Consider the following 22,196-nt stretch of genomic DNA (forward strand, 5'->3'; position numbering starts at 1 on the left):
CTCGTTCGGAAAACAGGTAGAAGACACTGAATTTCGACGACACCAATAAGGGGACACCATGTTGGTAACCTGTTGCCGCGCCCCGCGACGCTCATTACTGAGAGTGTTGCGGACTTGCGCCTTTGCCGCCTTGTCCATCGCGCCCTTGCTATCCGTTCCCGCCCAGGCCCAAAACGGGCCCGCGCAGGAAAGCTCCGCTCTGCGTTTCGATATCGCAGGCGGTGCCCTCGATGGTGTGCTTAACCGCTTCGCCATTGCCGCCGGCCTGGTGCTTTCCGCCGACGCCGGGCTCACCGCCGGCAAGACCAGTGCTGGTTTGCGGGGCGTCTATACCCCGAGGGAAGGGCTGAGGCGGTTGTTGTCCGGAACCGGTTTGAGCGCGGATTTCGATGGTGAGAGGAACGTTACTATCGTGACCGAGCCGCAAGCACGCCGGCTGGCGCCGGTTTCGGTGCGCGGCGGCGTCGCGGCGGTGGACGCCGGCCGTAGCGAAGGGACCGGCGCCTATACCACGGAAGCCATCACCATCGGCAGGACCGCCCAATCCCTGCGTGAGACACCGCAGTCCGTGTCGGTGGTAACCCGCCAGCAACTGGACGAGCAAAACGCCCACACCGTCAGCGAAGCCATGCGCTACGCCACCGGGGTCACCGTCAGACACTACGGTACCGGCACTGACAATATTTCGGCGCGGGGCTATGACTTCAGTAACTATCAGGTCGACGGCATGCCGGTTAGCGCTGGCAAGGGCAGTTGGAGCAGCAGCTTTTTCGACCTGGCGCTCTATGACCGGGTGGAGATCTGGCGCGGCCCGTCGGGGCTGCTTGACGGTGCCGGTGACCCTGGTGGCACGGTGAATTTCGTGCGCAAACGGGCTCAGCGTCAGTTCCAGGCCAAAGGCAGCCTGTCGGCGGGTTCCTGGGATGCCTACCGGGGAGAGCTGGATGTTACCGGTCCGCTCAATGCGGACGGTTCCCTGCGTGGCCGGGCGGTGGCGGTCCATGACGACCGCCAGTCCTTCACCGATTATGTGTCTTCGAGGAAAAAAGTGGTGTTCGGCACCGTCTCCCAGGACCTTGGGGACGCCACCACCCTGACCCTGGGAGGGGCTCACCAGAGCGGGGATCACCGGCCTTTTTATGGTGTTTCGGTCTACCCCGATGGAACGCTGGCCCATCTGCCCCGGTCCACCTTTGTTGGCGCCGACTGGAACCAGAAGGATGAAGGCATGACCAGCTACTTCGCCGAACTGGCGCATACACTGAAGGGGGGCGGGCAGGCCACGGTGAGCGCGCGCCGCTCACACCGCCGCTCCGACAGCAAGCATCTGGGCTGGGGAGCGACGCCGATCGACCCGGATACTGGCGAAGTGCTGATGTTACCCATCGCCATTGAAACCGAGGAGGTGGATACCGGACTGGATGCGCGCCTGAACCTGCCGTTCAGTGCCTTCGGCGGCCAGCACGAGGCGCTGCTGGGAGTGTCCTGGCAACGTAACCGCACCGACAACGGCTACAGCAGCGACTCCTACGGGCAGGGTGGGGTCAATCAGGACATCTTCGATCCCGATGTCCACGTGCCCGAGCCGGACCTGGTGGTGCGCAACAACCGGGAGACCAAGACCGATCAATCCGCCTTCTACGGTCAGGTCCGCCTGCGGCCCTGGCAACGCACCACGGTGTTACTGGGCGGGCGCCTGGCCTGGTGGAAGACCAGTGACCGGGTGAGACCGGGGGCGGCGCAAAGTCTGCCCAGGGAATTCGTGCCCTACGCCGGCGTGCTCTACGACCTGATCCCCAGAGTGTCGGTATACGGCAGCTACAGCACGATTTTCGCGCCGCAGACCTCGCAGGGGCGCGACGGCGATCTTCTCGAGCCGAGAGAGGGCCGGCAATACGAGATCGGCCTCAAGGGCGAATCGTTCGAGCGTCGTCTGAACGCCCATGTCGCCCTGTTCCGTATCGAGGACCGCAATCGCTCGATGACCGATCCCGCCGCGCCCCCCGGTGCCGGGTTCGCCATCGCCTCCGGGGAAGTGGTCAGCCAGGGGGGCGAGATTGAGATCAGCGGCGAGATTCTGCCGCGCTGGAACCTCAAGGCCGGTTACACCTACACAGAGACCGAATTCAAGGAAGGTGGGGAAGGGGTGTTCAGCAGCCAGACCCCGCGGCACGCCTTCACCCTCTGGACCCGTTACCGGTTCGCGCCGGGGGCCCTGAATAGCTTGTCCGTTGGTGGCGGCGTGCGGGCGCAGAGCAAGATCTGGTATGAGACTTCGGGGATTCGGTCGACCCAGGAGCACTACACTGTGGCGACCCTGCAGGCGGGCTATGAATACGCCCCCGGGTCGGAGGTCACGCTCACCATCGATAACCTTTTCGACGAGTACTATTACGCCAGCCTGGGTGGAACCCGGCAGACCTATTTCGGCGAGCCGCGCAGCGTCACGCTTACCGTGCGCCACGCCTTCTAACGGGCTGCGGGTTAGTCGGACATCGATTCTTTGTGATGGGATACCGCAAGGCCCTCGGTCACAGCCAACCGAGGGTTCTTTTTTCTTTTCACCGTCGTCAATTCGAAGCTGGGCGTTTCGGATCTCGCGGAGTGTCGCCGGTCAGGGCATTCCAGGACCGGCAACGCTCCCCCGCTAGAAAGAAATATCCAGGATTGAAGAGAAACCCTTCCCGCTAATCTGCGATGAATCTTTTAATGGGGAATCACATCACCGGCACGCCGATCAACCAGGGATGCAGGAAAGCGGCGAACAGACCATAGGCCACCAGCCCCACTACCACGGTGGTAATGGTGGCGCTGGACCGGCCGCCGGCACCGCTGGCCGGCTCCCGCCGGCGGGCGGCGCGGAATGCCATAATCGCCCAGACCAGGAAGGCCGCGAACAGAACAATATCGCCGAGCCGGCCGTTGGACAGCAGGTGAGCCAGGGCCCAGACCTTCACTGACAGCATCATCGGGTGGCCCAGGCGGGCCTTGATGGCGTTGCCGGGGACATAGGCCGCCACCAGCAGAATCAGCGCCGGAATCATCAGCAGCACGGTGAGATGGCGCAGCGCCATCGGCGGATTCCAGACAAACACAGGATCAAGCCGGGTCTGACCGTACCCCCAGATCGTCAATACCAGCCCGGCCAGGGCCACCAGTGAATAGATCCCCTTCCAGGCGGGTTCGCCCAGCCGTTGAATCCGTACCTGACGCCAGGGCTCGGCGAAGATACGTACGGAATGAACGCCAAGAAACAGCACGAGGCCGATAATCATTATTGTCATGACTGGCTTCCCTTATTGTGATGGGTGGCGATGTCAGCCTGGAGCATAGCGGGTTTGGCGGCGCGGGGGCAGGTCAGGACGCCAGCGACGCCACGCACAGCGCTTTGATTTCCGTCACCAGCGTATCCGTGTCGGCGCCGTCAGGGGGAGAGAGAACCGCGCCATGAATTTGCGCTTCCAATGACTGCACCAGCAGCAACGCCCGTGCCTCGGGGCGTGGCCCGGCGACGCCGAGGCGCCGCAGTTGCGCCCCCACCGCCGCCGCCATCAGGCTTTCCAGCCGCTGGAAACGCGCCATCAACGTTGGGGAGCGCGGTGTTTGTTCGAACAACAGACGGTGCATGTTCGGATTGTGCCGGTGCAGTTCGACGGCGGCGTCCACCAATCGCGATACGGTTTCCTCCAGGCCGGGGTGTTCGCGTTCGAGGTGCTCGAACACGGTGTGCAACACGGTGCCGCTGTGTTCCATGTGTTGCTCGCTGAGCGCCAGCAGCAGCGCTTCCTTGTTGGGAAAATACTGGTACAGCGAACCGATCGAGACACCGGCCCGCTCGGCCACCTTGTTGGTGGTGGTGCCGGTATAGCCCTGTTCCCCGAAAAGCTGAGCCGCTGCTTCCAGAATCGCGTCCCAGGTGGCGCGGGAGCGCTGCTGGCGGGGCTTTTTGCGGATGCCGGTCATGGCGGTGAATGCGAGTAGCGGCGGATAGCCGGAAATGTGAGATTTACTCGTGTTTGTGTCGACGTGCAACACGTCGGCCACCGATAGCCGGCAAGGAGCAACCATGAGCGACCCGATCACACTGCGATTTGAATCCCGCTTATCCGTACCGGAATCCCGAATCTGGCAATGGATTACTTCGGTGGATGGCATCGCCGAGGAGTTGCGTCCGTGGCTGCGCATGACGGCGCCGAAGGGGGTCCGTTCTCTGGAGGACGTGGATGTGCGTCCCGGAATACGGCTGTTTCGCAGCTATATTTTCCTGTTCGGCGTTGTGCCCATCGATTATTCGGATATGACGCTGCTGGCGTTGGACACGGGCAAGGGCTTCCTGGAACAGTCGCCGATGGGGTCCATGGCCCTGTGGCGTCATGAGCGGCGCATCCTGCCCTGCGATGATGATCCAGACAGCCATCTGCTGGTGGACCATCTGGCGTTCAAGCCCCGCCTGGCGGCGCCCCTGACGCGATGGTTCATCCGCCAGGTCTTTGCTCACCGGCACCGCGTATTGCGGCGGCGACTGGCAGGGGACGCCTGATCCGCGGCGACCGATATAGGGAATGTTGGAGGAGGTTTCCACCAAGGTGATATAATGATAACAATTCGCATTATTGACTGGGGTGGGGACTGCTATGACGATCGCCGGTGAGAGGGAGGCCTTTGAGCGCCGTATCGACCAGCTCTATCACTCCCATTCCGGCTGGCTGAGAGGGTGGTTGCGGCGGCGTCTGGACTGCTCGCACAGCGCCGAGGATCTGACCCAGGACACCTTCATGCGGCTGCTGACAGCCCGTGACCGGGACGGGGTGCTGGCGGTACGCGAGCCGCGCGCTTACCTGAGTACCGTGGCCGGTCGATTGCTGGTGAACCACTATCGGCGCCTGTCCTTGGAGCGCACCTACAAGGAAACCCTCGCGCTGCTGCCGCCTGAGCAGACGCCTTCGCCGGAATGGCGGCTGGGCTTGCTGGAGACGCTGCAGGAAGTGGACGCTCTGCTGGACCGGTTACCGGAGCAGGTGCGCACCGCTTTTCTCCTGTCCCAACTGGAAGGGCTGACCTACGCCGTCATCGCCGAACACCTGGCGGTGAGCGAACGCACCGTGAAACGCTACATGGCCCGGGCCCTGGAAGAATGCATTCTGCTGATGGACTGAGCTCTGATGGGGTAAACAAGGACGGCAGCCAGCCTTTGCAGCGGGAGGTGGCTCGCCGCGCGGCTGACTGGTTCCTGCGCTGGCGCGAGGCCGGTCTGGACCAGGCCGAACGGGCTGATCTGGAACGCTGGCGGGCCGCGCATCCGGATCACGAACGGGCCTGGCAGCGGGCCTTGCGTCTTGCCGAAACCTTTGAGCGCATTCCCTCCGACGTTGGCATGCGTACCCTGGATCGCCGCCAGCGTCTGGACCGGCGTGGCGCGCTCAAGCATCTGGCGGTATTGATCGGCCTGGCGCCGGCGGCCTACCTGGCGGCACGCGCTTTGCCCTGGAGCGAGTGGAGCGCCAGCTACCGCACCGGTATCGGTGAGCGCCGTGAGCTGGTGCTTGATGACGGTTCCCGGGTGATGCTGAACACCGACTCGGCCCTGGACGTGTTGTTTGATAACGAGCAGCGTTTATTGCAACTGCATGCCGGCGAAATTCTGGTGACCAGTGGGGACGATGGTTCGCCATTACCGCAACGGCATCGGCCACTGCGGGTGCGCACCAGCGAGGGCATGATCGAGGCTCTGGGCACCCGTTTCCTGGTACGGCGCGGCTCGGCGGCGCCCACCCGGGTGGCCGTGTTCGAAGGCGCTGTGGCGATTCGCCCCGGCGATGCTTTGGCATCGGCGTCACCGCGAGTGTTGCATGCCGGCGAGCAGGCCCGCTTCAGCCATGAGGCGATTACCCCGACCACGACGGCATGGCCGCAGCTGGCAGCCTGGACCGAAGGGCGGCTGGTGGCCGACAACATGCTCTTGAGCCGCTTCCTGAAGGAACTGGCGCGCTACCGTCATGGCCTGGTGCGTTGCGACGACCGTGCCGGTGCACTGCGCATCAGCGGCACTTTCCAACTTGATCACAGTGACCGGATCCTGGCGGCGTTGCCGGCTACGGTGCCGGTGGACGTGGCCTTCTTGACGCCCTATTGGGTAACGGTGCGCGCTCGCTGAGTACGGCTGTCCCCTTTTTCTGTTTCGCGTGTCCTTACTGGCAAAGACTTCTTCAGGAAACCGAGTAATGACCGTGATGCTTCCGTTTTTCCGCGTTCAACGCCGTACCGTATGGGCGCGGTCGTGGTGGGTGCTGCTCCTGCTGTTGCCGGTGTTGGCCCTGGCCGACCCGGCACCGCGCCAGTCCTACGCTTTGTCCTCCGGTCCACTGGCGCCGACGCTTTATCGTTTCGCCGATATTGCCGGCATCAGTGTGCAGGCCGGGGCCGGTTTACTGGATGGCAAGCATTGCTCCGGTTTGCGCGGCGAGTACACCGTGGACGAAGGCCTGAGCCGGTTGCTGGCCGGCACCGGCCTGACTGCCCGCCGCGCCGCCGAGGCGGTCTACGTGATCCGTGCCGAACAAGCACAGGTGCTGGACCGGGTGGACGTGAGCGCCGGTATCGGTGGTTCACCGGCGGTGGCGCTTCCGGTGCCCTACGAGGGCGGTCAGCTCGCCAGCGGCGGACAGGTCGGCATGCTCGGCAACAAGGACTACATGGACGCGCCGGTGAACATCACCAGCTATACCCGCGAAACCATCGATAATCTCCAGGCCCGCACCGTGGCGGACATGGTCCGCAATGATCCCTCGGTACGTAACGCCAGCGGTGCCGGCGGCATGCTGGATTCCTTCTTCATCCGCGGATTCGCCATGAATGAGGGCAACTCCGGCGAAGTGTCCTATAACGGTGTGTTCGGGGTGGCGCCCAACTATCGGGTGCTGACCGGTTACGCCGAACGGGTGGAGGTACTCAAGGGGCCGTCCACCCTGCTCAACGGCCTGTCCCCCAACAGCAGTGTCGGCGGCACCATCAATGTCGTACCCAAGCGCGCCCAGGACACCGACCTGAACCGGGCGGAGCTGCAGTTTACCCAGGACCGGCAATTCGGCGGCGCTGTGGATGTGAGTCGCCGGTTCGGTGAGCAACGCCGCTGGGGCGTTCGCTTCAACGGTGGCTATACCGACGGAGACACCCGCTTGGACAATCAAGAGCGGACCTCCGGCTACGCCGCGCTGGCCGTGGATTATCAGGGCGACCGGCTGCGCGCCAGCCTGGATCTGCTGGACCAGCGCGAGGATTACGACGCCCCGTCCCGAGAACTGATGATCGCCGATGGCGTGCCGTTGCCCGGTGCGCCCGACGGCCGGCGCAACGTGACCCAGGCATGGGAATGGTCCAGTGTGGATGACCAGTCGATGCTGCTGTCCGCCGAATACGACCTCGACGATCAGTTGATGCTGTTCGCCAACGTGGGGGGAGGTGACAGTGAGGTGGACCGCCTGTTTGGCTATCCGATGATTCAGAACAGCGCCGGTGATGTGAAGGATTCCCCATCCTACATGCTGTTCCGTAATCAGCGCCGTACCGCCGATGTCGGGCTGCGGGCCCTGCTCGACACCGCCCGGGTGAGCCATGAGATGTCATTGCAGGTCAGCCGTTACCGGGAAACTTACCGGCGTGGCGCGGTTTACGCCACCGACGGCTGGGACTCGAACATTTATGATCCGGTGGGGCACCCGGAAATTATGGTGGCGCGGCCAGGCAGTATTCCCAAGTTGTCCGAATCGGAATTCAGCGGCGTGGCGGTGGCCGACACCCTGTCCTTTCTGGACCGGCGCTTGCAGGTGACGCTGGGGGCTCGCCGCCAGCGTATCGAAACCGATAACTACAACGCCGGGGTGTTCACCAACGATTACGATAAAGGTGCGACGGCGCTGTTCGGCGGGGTGGTGGTCTCGCCCTGGTCCGGCGTGTCGTTCTATGGCAATTACACCGAAGGGCTCAGTCGTGGCGACATTGCGCCGGTGACCGCCGATAACAGCGGGCAGGCGTTGGCGCCGTACGTGGCCAAGCAGTACGAAGTCGGCGTCAAACTGGACCGGGGAGGGCTCGGCGCCACGCTTGATGCGTTTCAAATCACCAAGCCGTCGGCGGAACTGGACGGCAGGGTTTATCGGCGCAGCGGTGAACAGCGCAACCGGGGCATCGAGGCGATGGTGTTTGGCCGTCTCACCGAGCGTCTCCGGTTAATGTCCGGGTTGATGATCATGGACGCCGAATACTCACGCAGCGAAGACCCGGCCAAGAAAGGCAATACGCCGATCGGCGTCCCGGATTTTCAAGCCAACATGACCGTTGAGTGGGATCCGGCTCCGCTGCCGAATCTGACCCTGTCGGCGTCCGCCACCCACACTGGGGAGCAGTACCTGGACAGCAGCAACGACCGCGAACTGCCGTCCTGGACCACCTGGGATGTGGGCGCGCGTTACCGGGCGGACCTGGCCGGAACCCCGGTGACGGTGCGATTCACCGTGCAGAACCTGGGGGACAAGGCTTACTGGGCCAGCGTCAACAGCTGGAGCATGCTCACCGTGGGCGCGCCGCGTACGGCGGTGCTGTCGGTGAGCGCGGAGTTCTGAAGGTATTGCGCTTATACGCAGTGCGCGGGACCGCCAAAGACAAAGGCCCGCTTGAGGGCTTTAGCGACATGAATTCGGAGATGGCTACAAGGCGGCTGTGGAAGATTCCATGGTGCCTTGCAAGCTCTAGCGCGCCATTCGCCAGCAGGCTGGCTCCCACGGATCATGCTACCAAGCCGCTGTGGGAAGCTTGCTTGCAAGCGAATGGCGCTTGCGGGCCTCGATAGTTCGCTTGCAGGGAAGCTTCCCACAGCGGTTTCTCGGACCGGTTCGTGAGAAGCGGCCATGGCAGCGAACAGCGCCGGGGCTCAGGCGCCGAGCGCCTCGCGGGCGCGGGCCACGGCGGCGCGTACCTGTTCCGGGGCGGTGCCGCCGATATGGTTGCGGGCACTCACCGAGCCTTCCAGAGTCAGCACTTCGAACACGTCGTCATCGATCTGATCGCTGAACTGGCGCAGCTCGGACAGGCTCATGTCGCCCAGGTCCTTCTTCTTGCTGACGCCGTAGGCCACCGCCTTGCCGACGATTTCGTGGGAGTCGCGGAACGGGATGCCCTTGCGCACCAGGTAGTCGGCCAGGTCGGTGGCGGTGGCGAAGCCGCGGCGGGCCGCTTCGCGCATCACTTCCCGGTTGGGTTCCAGCGCCGGGATCATGTCGGCGAAGGCGCGCAGGCTGCCGGCCAGGGTGTCGACGGCGTCGAACAGCGGTTCCTTGTCTTCCTGGTTGTCCTTGTTGTAAGCCAGCGGCTGGCTTTTCATCAGGGTCAGCAGGCTGATCAGATGGCCGTTGACGCGGCCGGTCTTGCCGCGCACCAACTCCGGCACGTCCGGGTTTTTCTTCTGCGGCATGATCGAGCTGCCGGTGCAGAACCGGTCCGGCAGATCGATGAAGTTGAACTGGGCGCTGGTCCACAGCACCAGTTCCTCGCTGATCCGTGACAGGTGGGTCATGGACAGCGCCGCCAAGGCACAGAACTCGATGGCGAAGTCGCGGTCGCTGACCGCGTCCAGGGAGTTTTCGCACACGGCGTCGAAACCAAGCAGCTCGCAGGTGCGTTCCCGCTGGATCGGGTAGGTGGTGCCGGCCAGCGCGGCGGCGCCCAGGGGCATGCGATTCACTCTTTTACGGCAGTCCAGTAGCCGCTCGCGGTCGCGTTTGAGCATCTCGAACCAGGCCAGCAAGTGGTGGCCGAAGGTCACAGGCTGGGCGGTCTGCAGGTGGGTGAAGCCGGGCATGATGGTGGCGGCTTCGCGCTCGGCCAGATCCAGCAGGCCGGTCATCAGACGCAGCAGTTCGGTGTCCAACTGGTCGATCTCATCGCGCAGCCACAGGCGGATGTCGGTGGCCACCTGATCGTTGCGGGAGCGGCCGGTGTGCAGCTTCTTGCCGGTGATGCCGATCTTGTCGGTGAGCCGCGCCTCGATGTTCATGTGCACGTCTTCCAGTGCCACCGACCAGGCGAATTCCCCGGCTTCGATCTCCTGGCGGATTTCATCCAGCCCCTGGAGGATGGCGTCGCGCTCCTCGGTGGTGAGCACGCCGACTTCCGCCAGCATGGTGGCGTGGGCCTGGGAGCCCTGGATATCCTGCCGGTACATGCGCTGATCGAACAACACGCTGGCGGTGAACGCCTGCACGAAGGCGTCGGTGGATTCGCTGAAGCGGCCGCCCCAGAGTTTGTTTTGCTGCTGCTTGTCGCTCATCTTGCTGCTCGTCTGTTCGTTGATGCGCCGGTACCCACCGGGCCGGATAGCGGGCGCGCAGTATAACACTCCGGGGCTGGCTGTGGTGCTTCCGGCAGGGTATAACCGCTAGGGCCTGTTCACCCTGTTTGCATCCCGCCTGTTGCGGCTAAAACGTCACCAATCCAGGCACGAGGAGAGAAGTTTGGTCATTCCAAATGAGCGACGAGTAACGCAGAGTGGTGACGTATTAGCCGCAACCCGAAGGGCTGGAGCCCTGTCTGCCTCCAGCGTCGTTGTCGGTTGCTCATTTGGAATGACCAAACCGCGCGCCCTCCGCCTGGCTGGAGGCAAAAACGGCATCCAGCAGGCGGGATGCAAATAGTGAGAACAGGCCCTGGCATGGATACTTCCTCGCAAAACGCCTTCCTGCCTGATCTGTGCTCCGCCCGGGCGGTGCTGGTGGTGGTGGTGGTGGCGGAACTGATGGCCATCGTGGTGGCGTTGGTGGCCAGTTACTATCAGGCGTTCGGTCTCGGCCGGCTGGCGCTGACCTCGCTGTTCATCCAATGGGTGGCGCTCAGCTCGGCGGCGCTGATTTGCCTGCTGCGCCGCTGGCTGAACCGCCTGCCGCACTCCTGGGCGGCGCTGGCGGTGGTCGGCGTGGTTTCCGCCAATACGCTGGTTTTCAGCATTGCCGCCAACATGCTCACTGGCTTGCTGTCCTGGACACCGCCTGGCAGTGCTCTCTGGCACCCGAACATTCTCATCAATGTGCTGATCGCCACCATCCTGGCCGGGTTGGTGATGCGTTATGTCTATGTGCAGGAGCAACTGCGGCGCCAGGGACAGGCCCAGCTGCAGGCCCGGCTGCAAGCGCTGCAGTCGCGGATCCGGCCCCATTTTTTATTCAATTCCATGAATATTATCGCCAGTCTGATCAGTATCGACCCGGACGCCGCCGAGCGGGCGGTGGAGGACCTGTCCAGGCTGTTCCGGGCCAGCCTCAAGGACAACGCCGACCCGGTGCCGATGACCGAGGAATTGTCGTTGTGCGAGCGCTATATCAATATCGAACAACTGCGTCTCGGTGAGCGGCTGCGGGTGAACTGGCGCTTAGACCTGGATCCACGACATCAGGAAATGCCGCTGCTGACCCTGCAACCCTTGTTGGAAAACGCCATTTACCACGGTATCCAGCCTCTGCCCGGCGGGGGTGTGATCACCATCAGAGCCTGGTGTGAGGAAGGCCGTATAGTGTTGAGCGTGCGCAATCCGAAACCGGAAGGGGAAGGCCATCATCGCGGCAACCGCATGGCACTGGAAAATGTGCGCCATCGTCTGGAAGTGCTGCATGGTAACCAGGTGGAGGTGCGCGCCCGCGATCTGAGACGCCATTATGATGTGGAAATCCGTTTCCCCGCCCGCCCCGAGCCGGTGACCGCGCGGGAAAATATGCCAGAAGACATAACGATAGAATGAAGCACGGACAGGAAGGGGGGACGCATGCGCGTATTGGTCTGTGACGACGAAGCCCTGGCCCGAATGCGACTGAAGCGGCTGGTGGAACGGTGCGACATGGAAGTGGTGGCGGAGGCCAGCACCGGACGCGAGGCTCTGGCCAGCGCCAGCCGCTTGCACCCGGATGTGGTGCTGATGGACATTCGCATGCCGGACATGGATGGCCTTGAGGCCGGTGCCCACCTGACCCGCCTGGAACCGGCGCCGGCGGTGATCTTCTGTACCGCTTTCGAGGAACACGCGCTGCAAGCCTTTCGGGTCCATGCATTGGATTATCTGCTCAAGCCGGTGAGTGAGGCCGATCTGCGTCAGGCGCTGGAGAAAGTCCGTGCCCTCAATCAGGTGCAACTGGCGGAAGTACAGCATCGCATGGCCGCCAACCGGCCGCGTCAGCGCCGCCATATCAGCGCCCGTACCTACCGGGGGCTGGAACTGGTACAGGTGGAAGATGTGCGCTATTTCCAGGCCGACCAGAAATACGTCACCGTCTATCACACCGGCGGATCGGTGGTGATCAACGAACCGCTCAAGGATCTGGAGAAGGAATTCGACGGCCTGTTCGTGCGCACCCACCGCAGCACCCTGGTGGCGCTGCATTATATCGAAGCGCTGGAACATGGTGGTTCCGACGGCGGTTATGAAGTGCGGCTGCGCGATCTGGACGTGCGCCTGCCGGTCAGCCGGCGCCACCTGGCCGGGTTGCGCCAGGCGCTGCTGAATCGGAATTGACGGTTGGTTAACCGCCCGCCGCCTTCCCTCGGACCGGGCCGTGAAGCCATCGCCACCAAGCAACCACGGGGCTTGCCTGCCAGCGCGTGGTGATATCAACGCCCCATGGCCGGGATCTCCCCGGCAAACCTGGCCCTGTTTCCGGTAGAATGTGCGGCCCACGGTTCCTTATCAGTTCAGGAGAGTTGCATGAGCCGCATTCTGCGCATCGCCACCCGTTCCAGCCCCTTGGCCATCTGGCAGGCCGAGTATGTCCAGCGGCGGTTGGAAGCGCTGCATGAGGGGCTGACCGTGGAGCTGGTGCGGATCAAGACGCAGGGTGACAAGATCCTCGATACACCTCTGGCCAAGATTGGCGGCAAGGGCCTGTTCGTGAAGGAACTGGAGCAGGCGATGATGGATGGCCGCGCCGACATCGCCGTGCATTCCATGAAGGACGTGCCGATGGAACTCCCCGAGGGGATGGCGCTGCCGGTGATCTGTGAACGGGAGGATCCCCGCGACGCCTTCGTCTCCAATCACCACGATGCCCTGTTCGCCTTGCCGGAAGGCGCCTGTGTCGGCACCTCCAGCCTGCGCCGGCAGGCCCAGGTGTTGGCTAACCGGCCGGATCTGAAGGTCGCCAGCCTGCGCGGCAATGTACAGACCCGGCTCGGTAAGCTGGACAGCGGTGACTTCGACGCCATCATTCTGGCCGCCGCCGGCCTCAAGCGGCTGGAGATGCACGATCGTATCCGCTATGAAATGCCGCCGGAAGAGTCCCTGCCGGCGGTGGGCCAGGGCGCGGTGGGTATTGAATGCCGGGCCGGAGATGAGCCGGTGCGGACTCTGCTGGCACCGCTCAATGACCCGCTGACCTGGGACCGGGTCAGCGCCGAGCGGGCCATGAATCGCCGTCTGGAAGGCGGCTGCCAGGTGCCGATCGCCGGTTTTGCCCTGCTTGAGGGCGATACTCTCTGGTTGCGCGGTCTGGTGGCCAGCGAAAGCGGCGATACCGTGCTGCGGGCTGAGGCCCGGGCGCCTCGCGCAGAAGCCGCGTCACTGGGTGTGCGGGTGGCTGAGTCCTTGCTGGAGCAGGGCGCCGAGCGCATTCTGGCGGAGCTGTATCAACGCTCATGAGTACGGTGCTGATCACCCGGCCGCGAGGGCAGGGCGGGACGCTGGCGGCGCTGCTGCGCGATGCCGGCCATGTCCCTATCCACCAGCCGGCGCTGACCATCGAGCCGTTGCCGCTGTCGGCGGCGGACCGGCGCCGCATTCTGGATCTGGACCTTTACCACGCGGTGTTCTTCGTCAGCGCCAACGCCGCAGAGTTGGCGCTGGAAGCGTTCGCCGATGTCTGGCCGCAGTGGCCGGTGGGCGTGCACTGGTTGACGGTGGGCGAAGCCACCGCCCGGGTGCTGTCGGCGGCGGGGATGGCACCGGAATACCCCGGCGCCGGTTTCAATTCCGAGGCGGTGCTGGCGCTGCCCTGTCTGGAGGTGGTGGCGGGTCAGCGCATCCTGATCTGCCGCGCGGACAGCGGCCGTGACTGGCTCGCTGCCCGGTTGCGTGAACAGGGGGCCGAGGTCGATATCATTCCTTTCTATCGGCGCCGTGCCGACCCGTCCTTCCTCTGGCCTGAATCCGCCTCCGTGGTACTGGTGACCAGTGTCGAGGGCTGGCGCGCGATAGCGGCGCGGGTGCCTCCCGCGACCCGGGTGGTGAGCGCCGGTGAGCGGGTGGCGCAAGCGGTACGTGAGGATCACCAGGGCCCTGTAACCGTGGCCGCCAGTGCCCATGATAGGGACATGGTGGCGGCGCTGGTTAGTGCCGGTGATTGAAGTAAAAAATTGCAACCGTGGCGCCACGGCCAGGCATCAAAGGTTTTCTTCTTTCCGCAGCGGGTTATGCTGTGGCTTATTGGGCGCTCCGTCGCCCGGCTTTTCAGGCTTGCTCTGAATCATTTCAAAGGAAAGGCCTTATAAGGGCAATCGCCGGCGCAGCGCGCCGGGATGACAACACGGGATGACAAAAAAGGGAGCTCCCATGACGCTGTACCGTCCACTTTCGTCCCAGCGGGGCCTGGCCCTGTGGCCGTTGATTATCCTCCTTATCGTGATTGCCGCGCTGGCGGGTGCCGGCTGGTGGGGATGGCAGCAATGGCGGATCCTGGAAGGGCAGCGCAGTGGTCTGGAACAGCAGGTGACCGGTTTGGAAAAACGGCTGGACCGGCAGAGTGAGGAAAGCCGCAAGCAAGGTCAGGCGCTGGCGGCGTTGCGCCACACCCAGGAAGAGACAGAAGCCCGCATGGCGAGGGACCGCGAAAAACTGAATGACATGAGCCAGGGCGGCCAGCGCCTGTGGCTGATCACCGAGGCGGAATCCCTGGCCAGCCTGGCTAGCCAGCGCTTGTTGCTCACCGGCGACGCCGAAGCGGCGCGACGGTTGCTCAAGGCCTCCGACGAAACCCTGGCCCGTCTGGATGATCCCCAGACACTCCCGGCCCGCCGTGCCCTGGCCGCCGATATGGAAGCGCTCAACGCCGCCCTGCAAATGGACGTCCAGGCCCTGGTGTTAAGACTCGGCGCCTTGCGCGAGCGGGTCGACGAGCTGGCGGTGCCGTTGCGTGAACGTCCGCGAAACAGCAACGCCGGTGACGGCGACGCCAAGCCTTCCTGGTGGCAGCGGCTTCTTTCCCATCTGCCGGTGAACATCCGCCACCATGACGCCGCCGAGCCGCTGCCGATGACACAAAGTGAAGCGGCGCTGGTGCGGTTGAGCATCAATACCAGCCTGCAGCAGGCGCAACTGGCTCTGTTGCAGGGGCGTGCGGAAAGTTACGGACAAGCTCTGAATCAGGCCCGGGAAACCATCGAACAGTGGTTCCGTGGGGATAATCCGGCCACCCGCCACCTGCTTTCCGCACTGGATGAGTTGGACGAAGAGGCGGTCAGTCAGGCGCTGCCGGACATTGGCGGCGGTCTGGCGGCGATTCGTGAGCTCAAGCGCAAGGAGGGTGACGCATGAAAAAAATCCTCTTGTTGCTGGTTCTGGCGCTGATCGCGGCGGCGGCGCTGGGTCGCTGGATGGCGGCGGATTCCGGTTACCTGCTGTTGGTGCGTGGTAATTGGGAAATGGATACCACGCTGGGCTTCGCCGTGTTGGTGGCGGTGCTCTCGGCGGTGGCCTTGATCGTGGCCACCCTGATTCTCAACGGATTGTGGCAATTGGCGGAGCCGGTGCGCGCCACGCGCCGGTTCCGCCAGTCGGTGGCCCGCCGTCGTCTGAAGAGCGGTCTGGTGTTGCTGGTGGATGGCGATATCAAAAAGGCGGAACGGCTGCTGACCGCCGCCGGCCGTGAAGGTGACTGGCCGCTGGCGGCCTGGCTGCTGGCGGCGGAATGCGCCCGCGAACGCGGTGACGGCGAAGCGCTGGAGCAGTATCTGGGCGAGGCGTCGGTGGACCGCCGGGGGCTGCTGATGAGTGGTCTGATGCGGGCCCGGTTTGCTCTCGACGACGGTCAGCTGGAACAGGCGCGCCATGAACTGGAAGCGCTACTCAAACAGGCCCCCAACAATCGCCGGATTCTGACCCTGTACGCTGATGTGCTGGATCGGCTGCATGACTGGCCGACACTGTGCGACCTGATTCCCCGATTGCGCAAAGTGCTCGACGAACAGAGCGTGGCGCGCCGCGAGCGCCGGGCATGGTTGGCACGGGTTCAGGAGGTGGCGCAGAAGCCCGGATTCAATGACGCCGAGTCCCGCGCCGCCGAGCTGCGCCGGCTATGGAAATCGGTGCCGTTGGCCCTGAAGAACGATGCGGCGATGAAGGCCCGCTACGCCGGTTTCCTGGCGCAATTGGGGCAGGGCAAAGTGGCGCTGGGCCTGGTGCGCGAGCAACTGAACATCGAGTGGGATGACCGTTTGCCGCCGGTTCTGGAGGCCATCGATGACGTGTCGCCGGATGACCTGCTGCAGGTTCTGGAAGGGTGGCTGGCGGAGCGGCCCGGCAATGCCGCTGTATTGATCACCGCCGGACGGGTGGCGCTCAAGGCGCGTCTGTGGGGCAAGGCGCAGAGCTTCTTCGAAGCCGCGGCCAACTCCAGTCAGAGCGCCACCGCCCTGGCGGAACTGGCGCGGCTGTATCGGGCGCTGGGGGATCACGGCAAAGCAGACCAGGCACTGGAACGAAGGGTGTCCCGGTTGGACAGCGAGTTGCCGTCCCTGCCGATGCCGAACTGAACGGTTAGGGAGGGCGGCACGCTGGTACGCTACCCCATCGCCGCTCGCGTAGCTTTGTGGACATGAGGTCACATGTATTCGCTGGCAAGCCAGCTTCCCACAGCGGCTTCGTGACCCCTCTGTGGGAAGCTGGCTTGCCAGCGAATTAGCGTGCGGTGTAGGTGGCGTCTATTACCGGGAAGGGCCGGTCAAGCCGTTCGCGATGCCATCCGCCACCGCGTTCCAGCCTTCATCCAATTGTTCCACCAGAGCCGGGTAGCCGTCCCTTGGCAGCGGTCGCCGCTCCAGGAAGTGCTCGCCCGCCCGGGCGCCCTGATCTCCCAGGAAACGCCATTGACCCTCAATGACCGCCTCGCCTTCGGCGGTGCCCTGGAAGCGGGTGACCAGCACTTCCAGGCGCCCGGGAGCGTTGACGCCGTTCCGTGCCAGCCGTGCCGCCAGTGAACGCGCCAACTGCCGGGGCAGTGGCTCCGCCCATTGGTGCTGACGGGCGGCGCGCACTTCCACCGGGCCGGTCTGCATCACCACCCCGGACTGATCCAGGTAGCCGGCGGTGTCCAGGCGGATGTCCGGCAACGCCCCGCGCAGCGCCGACTGCGCCGCGCCCGGCAGCAGATACTGGACCGAGGGGCCGGCGGGGCTGCTGGCGCAGCCGGCCATCAGCGTCGCCAGTAACGGCAGAACAAGAAAAAGCTTAACGGGCCGCTTTCGGCTCATAGTCCGGCTCCGGGTCAGTGCTGAAAATCAGGGCGTTGGGGTGTTCCTTGAGCGTCCGCATCAAGGGCTCGGCGTCGCGCAGTAACCGCTCCATCCGCTGCAGTGTTCCGGACAGCTGCTGATAGGCGTCGGAGCCGGGCTCCAGGCCCGCCAGGGTTTTCTCAAGAGCACCCAGTGTGTCGTTGAGACGCTCCGGCATGCCGGCCACCGCCGGATCCTCAAGCAGCTGTCGCAGCCGTTCGGCGGTACCCGCGAAGGCCTTGAGCGTGGATTCCGAGGCCGCCAGATTGCGGTCCAGCTTGTTGCCGATCTGCTCCAGCGGCAGGCTGTTGATCTTGTCCATCAACTCCGCCACCTGGCTTTCCAACTGAGCCAGCCCACCGGTGCTGCTGGGGAAGACCGGGACCCCTTCAAACCGGGCCTGCTCGAACGGTTCGGCATTGCGCTGGAAATTCAGGTCCACGAACAGGGCGCCGGTCAGCAGATTGCCGGATTTGAGCGTGGCGCGCAGGCCATGAGTGAACATGCGATCAAGACGTTGGCGCCATTCGTCCAGATCCGCTTCCTCGTCCTCGAGAATCCGCTGGGGCTCGATGCGAATCAACACCGGAATGGCGAAACGCGTCAGCGTTTCCGGCTGATCGGCGGTGAAATGCCAGGGTACCTGCTCCACCGTGCCCAGGCGCACGCCCCGGTATTCCACCGGCGCGCCCCGGCGCAGGCCGCGCACCGAGTCCTGTACCAGCAGCACGTATTCCAGGTATTGGTCGAACAGACCGCGCCGGGCGGCTTCCTCGTCGGCGTACAGTTCGAATTCACTGTCCGCCTTGGCTGGCGCGCCGGCGGGCATGTCCTGATCCGGCACGCCGAAGGTGATGCCGCCGCCGATCAACGTCTCCATGGACTGCATGCCTACTTTGAAACCGCCGGAGTCCAGTTGCAGGGTGACGCCGGATACGTTCCAGAAGCGCACGCTGTCGGTGACCAGCACGTCGTAGGGTTCCTCGATGAAAATGCGGTGGCGAATGATCTTTTCCGCGGCCAGGAATTCGGTGTCCACCACCCGGCCCACGGTGAGGTTACGGTAAGTGACCGGGTCACCGGTGGCGACGCTACTGCCGGGGCGGGCGTTCAGCGTCAGATACAGGCCCTTGGCGCCGGCTTCGGTGATCGGCGGCTTTTCCTCCACCTGGAAACGGCGTTTTTCCTTTTTGCCGTCGCCGGGCTGCAATTCGATATAGGCGCCGGAGAGCACCGTGCCGAGGCCGCTGATGCCTTCCCGGCCGATGCGCGGTTTGACCACCCAGAACCGGGTCTTGTCGTTGAGCATGCGGGCGGTGTCCTGCTGCATGCGCACCGTCACCAGGGTATGGCTGAGATCCTCTGACAGCGCCACTTCCTCCACCTGGCCGACCTGCACATTGCGTGTCTTGACCGATGTCTTACCGGCCTCAATGCCTTCCGCGTCGGTCATTTTCAACACCACTCTGGGGCCCTGGCTGGCCCAGTGATCGTAGCCCAGCCACAGACCGATCAGTAGCGCGCCCAGCGGGATCAGCCACACGGGTGAGAGTTTCGGGCGCCGTTCAGGCGCGGCGTTCGAGGGCGTCGTAGTCATCCGTTCGTCGCTGTTGTTGGTCCCAAATCAGGCGCGGGTCGAAGCTGTGCGCGGCCAGCATGGTAAGAATCACCACGGCGGCGAACGCCATCCCTCCCGGGCCGGGGTCGATGGACATCAGATTACCCAGGCGCACCAGCGCCACCACGATGGCCACCACGAAAACATCAATCATCGACCAGCGGCCGATCCATTCGGTAAAGCGATACAGCGCCATTTGCGCCGGCATATCCAGGGGTTTCTCGCGGCGGCTGGCCAGACACAGCCAGCTCAGGGCCAGGATTTTGCCGAACGGCACCACCACGCTGGCGGTGAAGATCACCAGGGCAATGGGCCAGTCACCGTGCGCGATGAATTGTAATACACCGGAAATGATGGTGGCCGGTTGTGTGTTGCCCAGGCTGGTGGTCACCATGATCGGGTACAGATGGGCCGGAAAGCAGGCGATGGTGGCCGCCACCAGATAGGCAACGGTACGCTGGATACTGTCCGGATGGCGTGAATGCAGACGCGCGGAGCAACGTTCGCAATGGTGATATTCAATCGGCTGTAACTGGCTGCATTGCTCGCAGCCCTGATAATGTTGCAAGCGCGCGGATACCCCCGGACGCAGGGCGGATGGCGCTTGCGGTGGTCCTTCCAGACGTGTCCACAACACCAGTGGATTGACCCTTTGCACCACCATCAGCAGGAACAGGGCGAAGCCGGCGAAGCTCCAGAAACCCGGTTTCAGGAACACCTCCGCCATGCCGATGATCTTGACCAGGCTGACCAGCGCGGCGATGGCGAACACGTCGGCCATCATCCATGGTTTGCAGTAATGCAGGGCGCGGATCAACGTGCGGGTGCCCGGCAGGCGCGGCCGGCGGCCGAGACTGAACTCGATCCACAATACCGCCAGCAGATACAACGCCGGCAATACCACGATGGTGCCGAACACCAGCAAACCCAATTCGGGATGGTGGAAGGCGGCCAGTTTGGTGGCGGCGTCGAGCACGGTCATGCTCTCGCCGATACCGGAGCGTTGGAATTCGATATAGGGAAATGACAGCGCCACCGCCAGCATCACCAGCGCGGCGACGGCCAGAGCGGGGGTCAGATGGCGGTCCTCCGGCGGTCGCACCAGTGGATGGCGGCAGCGCGGGCAGCGCACCCACTGTCCCTTGTCCGGCGCCGAAACCCGCAGTACCAGGTCGCATTCCGGGCAGGCGACCAGGGTCTCGGGTTTCGAGGCTGTGTTCGGATCGTCCATGGGCCAAGGGGTCCGCGCTGATAAACAGTGCCTATTGTGCCGTCTGGCCGGGCCCGGAGCCAGACGGCGGGGCGGCGATGCCGGATTATTCAATTTTTTCGAAATAACCCAGGATGCGCAGGGCGTCCAGCTTGTCGCCGTCGATGTTCAAATCACCGCCGGCCAGCGCCAGGGCGGCGCTTCGGGACCCGGCGGCGATGGATTTCCAGGTGATCTCGCTGGTGTCCAGTGTCGCCACGCTGTCGTCGTCGAGCCCGCTCTCGATCAGGGCGATTCCTTGCCGGATACGCAGAGTGAAGGTTTTGCCGGTGTCGCGGAAGCGGAAGCCCAATGCTTCGTTGACCTCCAGGGTTTCCTCGGCCTTGAGCAGGGATGGCATGGCGCCGAGGAAGTTCTCGATCGGCAGGGTGGCGAGAAACTCCGGAGATGTCTTGGTCCGTCCCGGTTTCAGCCCCTGTTCCAGTTCACGGGCTTCGGTGAAGTAGTAGTTGCGGGCGTTGGGATTGCTCTCCTGTTCCGCCAGTTGCCGCAGGGCCCGGGCGCGCAGATCGGTCACCGCCTGATCGCCCTGCGTGAGCACCTGGAGGTGGTCGGTCAGGGACAGCGCCCATTGGGCGTCCTGGTTTTTCAGCGCCTTTTGTGCCGCGGACATCAATGCTTCGGTGCCGCCGGCCAGATCCGCCATGCGCTGTGCCTGCTCGCTGTCGTATCGCGGTTGCAGCGTGCTGGAGTTGCCATCGAACCAGCCCAGATAGCCGCTGAAGATGGAGCGCACCGACCAGCTCACCTTGCCGTAGAACTCCTGTAACCAGGGATCGCTGGCCAAATGTGGCGGCAATTGCACTTTTTCGACGATCTGGTCCGGAGTCAGTCCGAGGTTCATGTAGCGCAGAGTCTGGTCGTGCACGTACTGGATGGCGTCCCGGTAATGGGTGAGGGTGGTGTGGATCCGCTGGGCGCCGATCAGCGGGCGGGTATGGCTGGGTACCAGATACTCTGGTTCGAGGGCGCGGATTTTGTCCAGGCTGCGGGCCCATTGGGCCACATCCCGGTAGGCGGTGCCGCGAATCGTGTAGAGATTGGGGAAGGCCTGATAGATATTGTCACCGGAGAGCACGACTTTCTTTTCCGGCAGCCACACGAACAACTGATCATCGGTCTCTCCGGGCGCGTGGATCAGGCGTAGATGCAGGCCGGCGATATTGAGATCCAGCTCGTCCTCGAAGGTATGATCGGGGGTGAGCGAAAACAGATTGCTGTCCTCGTTGACTCCCAGGTGCGGGCCGATACCATCGTTGATCCGCTCGCTACCGTCGAGATAAGTGCCGAACATGCGCATGGAGCGCAACGTGATAATCGGCCGGATCTCATTGACCACGCGGTTGATCTTGTCCTGGGTGGTGGCGTGAGCGTACACCGGGACCTCTCCGGGAGCGGCGAAGGCCCGGGCACCGAACACGTGATCGGCGTGGTTGTGGGTGTAGATCAGGGCTTTCACCGGCTTGTCGGTGATTTCCCGGAACGCCGCCAGTACCTCCTGGCCTTCCTCCTGGGTGCTCATGGTGTCGACGATGACGATACCGTCGTCGCCTTCCAGCATAATGCTGTTGGCAAGGCCGTAGCCGATCGCCACATAGACGCCGTCGGTGACCTCCTCGACCCCTTTGCGGAACAGCGTGCTGTGTTCGCGCAACGCCTCCGGTGCCAGTGCCGGCGCCGGGCCGGACGCGTTCTCGCCGCCACAGGCGGTGAGCACAAGAAACAGCGGAAACAGCAGGGAAAACGACAGGAATCGCATAATGAACCGTCCTTATGAAGATAACCGGCACAGGC

18 protein-coding genes are annotated in these 22,196 nt (G+C 63.8%); 11 read left to right on the forward strand and 7 right to left on the reverse strand.

What is annotated here, in order from left to right; all coding sequences use genetic code 11:
• Positions 1-58: 58 nt before the first annotated feature.
• A complete protein-coding gene (locus A6D6_RS11215) occupies positions 59-2,473 on the forward strand; it encodes a TonB-dependent siderophore receptor (RefSeq protein WP_133490084.1) in 2,415 nt (804 codons plus the stop codon).
• Between the two features lie 244 nt (positions 2,474-2,717).
• Here A6D6_RS11215 and A6D6_RS11220 read toward each other — a convergent pair whose 3' ends face one another.
• The gene (locus tag A6D6_RS11220; protein ID WP_133490085.1) at positions 2,718-3,284 is read right to left on the reverse strand and encodes an NnrU family protein; all 567 of its coding nucleotides are present in this window, start codon (positions 3,282-3,284) and stop codon (positions 2,718-2,720) included.
• Positions 3,285-3,357: 73 nt separating this feature from the next.
• A complete protein-coding gene (locus A6D6_RS11225; protein ID WP_236564083.1) occupies positions 3,358-4,068 on the reverse strand; it encodes a TetR/AcrR family transcriptional regulator in 711 nt (236 codons plus the stop codon).
• On the opposite strand from A6D6_RS11225, the gene A6D6_RS11230 reads away from it, so the two are divergent.
• The 4 genes from A6D6_RS11230 (at position 4,067) to A6D6_RS11245 (ending at position 8,618) form a co-directional block, all read left to right on the forward strand.
• Entirely contained in the window at positions 4,067-4,540 is a 474-nt protein-coding gene (locus A6D6_RS11230) for an Rv1443c family protein (RefSeq protein WP_159660778.1), read from the forward strand. The genes A6D6_RS11225 and A6D6_RS11230 overlap by 2 nt on opposite strands.
• Before the next feature lie 94 nt (positions 4,541-4,634).
• Complete coding sequence (locus tag A6D6_RS11235; RefSeq protein WP_133490088.1) at positions 4,635-5,156, forward strand: sigma-70 family RNA polymerase sigma factor; 522 nt, start codon at positions 4,635-4,637, stop codon at positions 5,154-5,156.
• Positions 5,135-6,154 (forward strand): FecR domain-containing protein, encoded by a 1,020-nt coding sequence (locus tag A6D6_RS11240; protein ID WP_159660779.1) that lies wholly within the window; start codon positions 5,135-5,137, stop codon positions 6,152-6,154. The genes A6D6_RS11235 and A6D6_RS11240 overlap by 22 nt, the downstream gene beginning before the upstream one ends.
• Positions 6,155-6,221: 67 nt before the next feature.
• Entirely contained in the window at positions 6,222-8,618 is a 2,397-nt protein-coding gene (locus A6D6_RS11245; RefSeq protein ID WP_159660780.1) for a TonB-dependent receptor, read from the forward strand.
• A 308-nt stretch (positions 8,619-8,926) separates the two neighbouring features.
• Here the strand turns inward: A6D6_RS11245 and argH are convergent, their stop codons facing one another.
• Entirely contained in the window at positions 8,927-10,321 is a 1,395-nt protein-coding gene (gene argH, locus A6D6_RS11250; RefSeq protein WP_133490091.1) for an argininosuccinate lyase, read from the reverse strand.
• A gap of 381 nt (positions 10,322-10,702) precedes the next feature.
• On the opposite strand from argH, the gene A6D6_RS11255 reads away from it, so the two are divergent.
• From A6D6_RS11255 to A6D6_RS11280, 6 genes are all read left to right on the forward strand, one after another.
• Entirely contained in the window at positions 10,703-11,782 is a 1,080-nt protein-coding gene (locus A6D6_RS11255; protein ID WP_133490092.1) for a sensor histidine kinase, read from the forward strand.
• Between the two features lie 24 nt (positions 11,783-11,806).
• Positions 11,807-12,550: a LytR/AlgR family response regulator transcription factor gene (locus A6D6_RS11260; RefSeq protein ID WP_159660781.1), complete on the forward strand. Its 744-nt coding sequence runs from the start codon at positions 11,807-11,809 to the stop codon at positions 12,548-12,550.
• A gap of 189 nt (positions 12,551-12,739) precedes the next feature.
• A complete protein-coding gene (gene hemC, locus A6D6_RS11265; protein WP_159660782.1) occupies positions 12,740-13,669 on the forward strand; it encodes a hydroxymethylbilane synthase in 930 nt (309 codons plus the stop codon).
• Positions 13,666-14,373 (forward strand): uroporphyrinogen-III synthase, encoded by a 708-nt coding sequence (locus A6D6_RS11270; protein WP_236564084.1) that lies wholly within the window; start codon positions 13,666-13,668, stop codon positions 14,371-14,373. Before hemC ends, A6D6_RS11270 begins: the two co-directional genes overlap by 4 nt.
• A 205-nt stretch (positions 14,374-14,578) precedes the next feature.
• On the forward strand, positions 14,579-15,559 hold the full coding sequence (locus A6D6_RS11275) for a uroporphyrinogen-III C-methyltransferase (RefSeq protein ID WP_159660783.1): 981 nt from the start codon (positions 14,579-14,581) through the stop codon (positions 15,557-15,559).
• Complete coding sequence (locus tag A6D6_RS11280; RefSeq protein WP_159660784.1) at positions 15,556-16,776, forward strand: heme biosynthesis HemY N-terminal domain-containing protein; 1,221 nt, start codon at positions 15,556-15,558, stop codon at positions 16,774-16,776. The genes A6D6_RS11275 and A6D6_RS11280 overlap by 4 nt, the downstream gene beginning before the upstream one ends.
• A gap of 171 nt (positions 16,777-16,947) precedes the next feature.
• On the opposite strand, the gene A6D6_RS11285 is transcribed toward A6D6_RS11280, so the two are convergent.
• The 4 genes from A6D6_RS11285 to A6D6_RS11300 form a co-directional block, all read right to left on the reverse strand.
• On the reverse strand, positions 16,948-17,493 hold the full coding sequence (locus A6D6_RS11285; RefSeq protein ID WP_133490097.1) for a PqiC family protein: 546 nt from the start codon (positions 17,491-17,493) through the stop codon (positions 16,948-16,950).
• The gene (gene pqiB / locus A6D6_RS11290; protein WP_133490098.1) at positions 17,471-19,111 is read right to left on the reverse strand and encodes an intermembrane transport protein PqiB; all 1,641 of its coding nucleotides are present in this window, start codon (positions 19,109-19,111) and stop codon (positions 17,471-17,473) included. The genes A6D6_RS11285 and pqiB overlap by 23 nt, the downstream gene beginning before the upstream one ends.
• The gene (locus A6D6_RS11295; protein ID WP_159660785.1) at positions 19,080-20,363 is read right to left on the reverse strand and encodes a paraquat-inducible protein A; all 1,284 of its coding nucleotides are present in this window, start codon (positions 20,361-20,363) and stop codon (positions 19,080-19,082) included. Before A6D6_RS11295 ends, pqiB begins: the two co-directional genes overlap by 32 nt.
• Before the next feature lie 85 nt (positions 20,364-20,448).
• Entirely contained in the window at positions 20,449-22,161 is a 1,713-nt protein-coding gene (locus A6D6_RS11300) for an alkyl sulfatase dimerization domain-containing protein (RefSeq protein WP_159660786.1), read from the reverse strand.
• Positions 22,162-22,196 lie beyond the last annotated feature (35 nt).

Source organism: Alcanivorax xiamenensis, from assembly GCF_009846745.1.
GTDB classification, from domain to species: domain Bacteria; phylum Pseudomonadota; class Gammaproteobacteria; order Pseudomonadales; family Alcanivoracaceae; genus Alloalcanivorax; species Alloalcanivorax xiamenensis.

Excerpts from the sequence above, each read along its gene's own strand:
- argH (WP_133490091.1), bottom strand. The coding sequence starts at position 10,321 with ATGAGCGACAAGCAGCAGCAAAACAAACTCTGGGGCGGCCGCTTCAGC.
- A6D6_RS11275 (WP_159660783.1), top strand. The coding sequence starts at position 14,579 with ATGACGCTGTACCGTCCACTTTCGTCCCAGCGGGGCCTGGCCCTGTGG.
- pqiB (WP_133490098.1), bottom strand. The coding sequence starts at position 19,111 with ATGACTACGACGCCCTCGAACGCCGCGCCTGAACGGCGCCCGAAACTC.
- A6D6_RS11270 (WP_236564084.1), top strand. The coding sequence starts at position 13,666 with ATGAGTACGGTGCTGATCACCCGGCCGCGAGGGCAGGGCGGGACGCTG.
- A6D6_RS11215 (WP_133490084.1), top strand. The coding sequence starts at position 59 with ATGTTGGTAACCTGTTGCCGCGCCCCGCGACGCTCATTACTGAGAGTG.
- A6D6_RS11230 (WP_159660778.1), top strand. The coding sequence starts at position 4,067 with ATGAGCGACCCGATCACACTGCGATTTGAATCCCGCTTATCCGTACCG.
- A6D6_RS11255 (WP_133490092.1), top strand. The coding sequence starts at position 10,703 with ATGGATACTTCCTCGCAAAACGCCTTCCTGCCTGATCTGTGCTCCGCC.
- A6D6_RS11260 (WP_159660781.1), top strand. The coding sequence starts at position 11,807 with ATGCGCGTATTGGTCTGTGACGACGAAGCCCTGGCCCGAATGCGACTG.
- A6D6_RS11295 (WP_159660785.1), bottom strand. The coding sequence starts at position 20,363 with ATGGACGATCCGAACACAGCCTCGAAACCCGAGACCCTGGTCGCCTGC.
- A6D6_RS11285 (WP_133490097.1), bottom strand. The coding sequence starts at position 17,493 with ATGAGCCGAAAGCGGCCCGTTAAGCTTTTTCTTGTTCTGCCGTTACTG.
- A6D6_RS11280 (WP_159660784.1), top strand. The coding sequence starts at position 15,556 with ATGAAAAAAATCCTCTTGTTGCTGGTTCTGGCGCTGATCGCGGCGGCG.
- A6D6_RS11220 (WP_133490085.1), bottom strand. The coding sequence starts at position 3,284 with ATGACAATAATGATTATCGGCCTCGTGCTGTTTCTTGGCGTTCATTCC.
- A6D6_RS11235 (WP_133490088.1), top strand. The coding sequence starts at position 4,635 with ATGACGATCGCCGGTGAGAGGGAGGCCTTTGAGCGCCGTATCGACCAG.
- A6D6_RS11245 (WP_159660780.1), top strand. The coding sequence starts at position 6,222 with ATGACCGTGATGCTTCCGTTTTTCCGCGTTCAACGCCGTACCGTATGG.
- A6D6_RS11300 (WP_159660786.1), bottom strand. The coding sequence starts at position 22,161 with ATGCGATTCCTGTCGTTTTCCCTGCTGTTTCCGCTGTTTCTTGTGCTC.
- A6D6_RS11240 (WP_159660779.1), top strand. The coding sequence starts at position 5,135 with ATGCATTCTGCTGATGGACTGAGCTCTGATGGGGTAAACAAGGACGGC.
- A6D6_RS11225 (WP_236564083.1), bottom strand. The coding sequence starts at position 4,068 with ATGGTTGCTCCTTGCCGGCTATCGGTGGCCGACGTGTTGCACGTCGAC.
- hemC (WP_159660782.1), top strand. The coding sequence starts at position 12,740 with ATGAGCCGCATTCTGCGCATCGCCACCCGTTCCAGCCCCTTGGCCATC.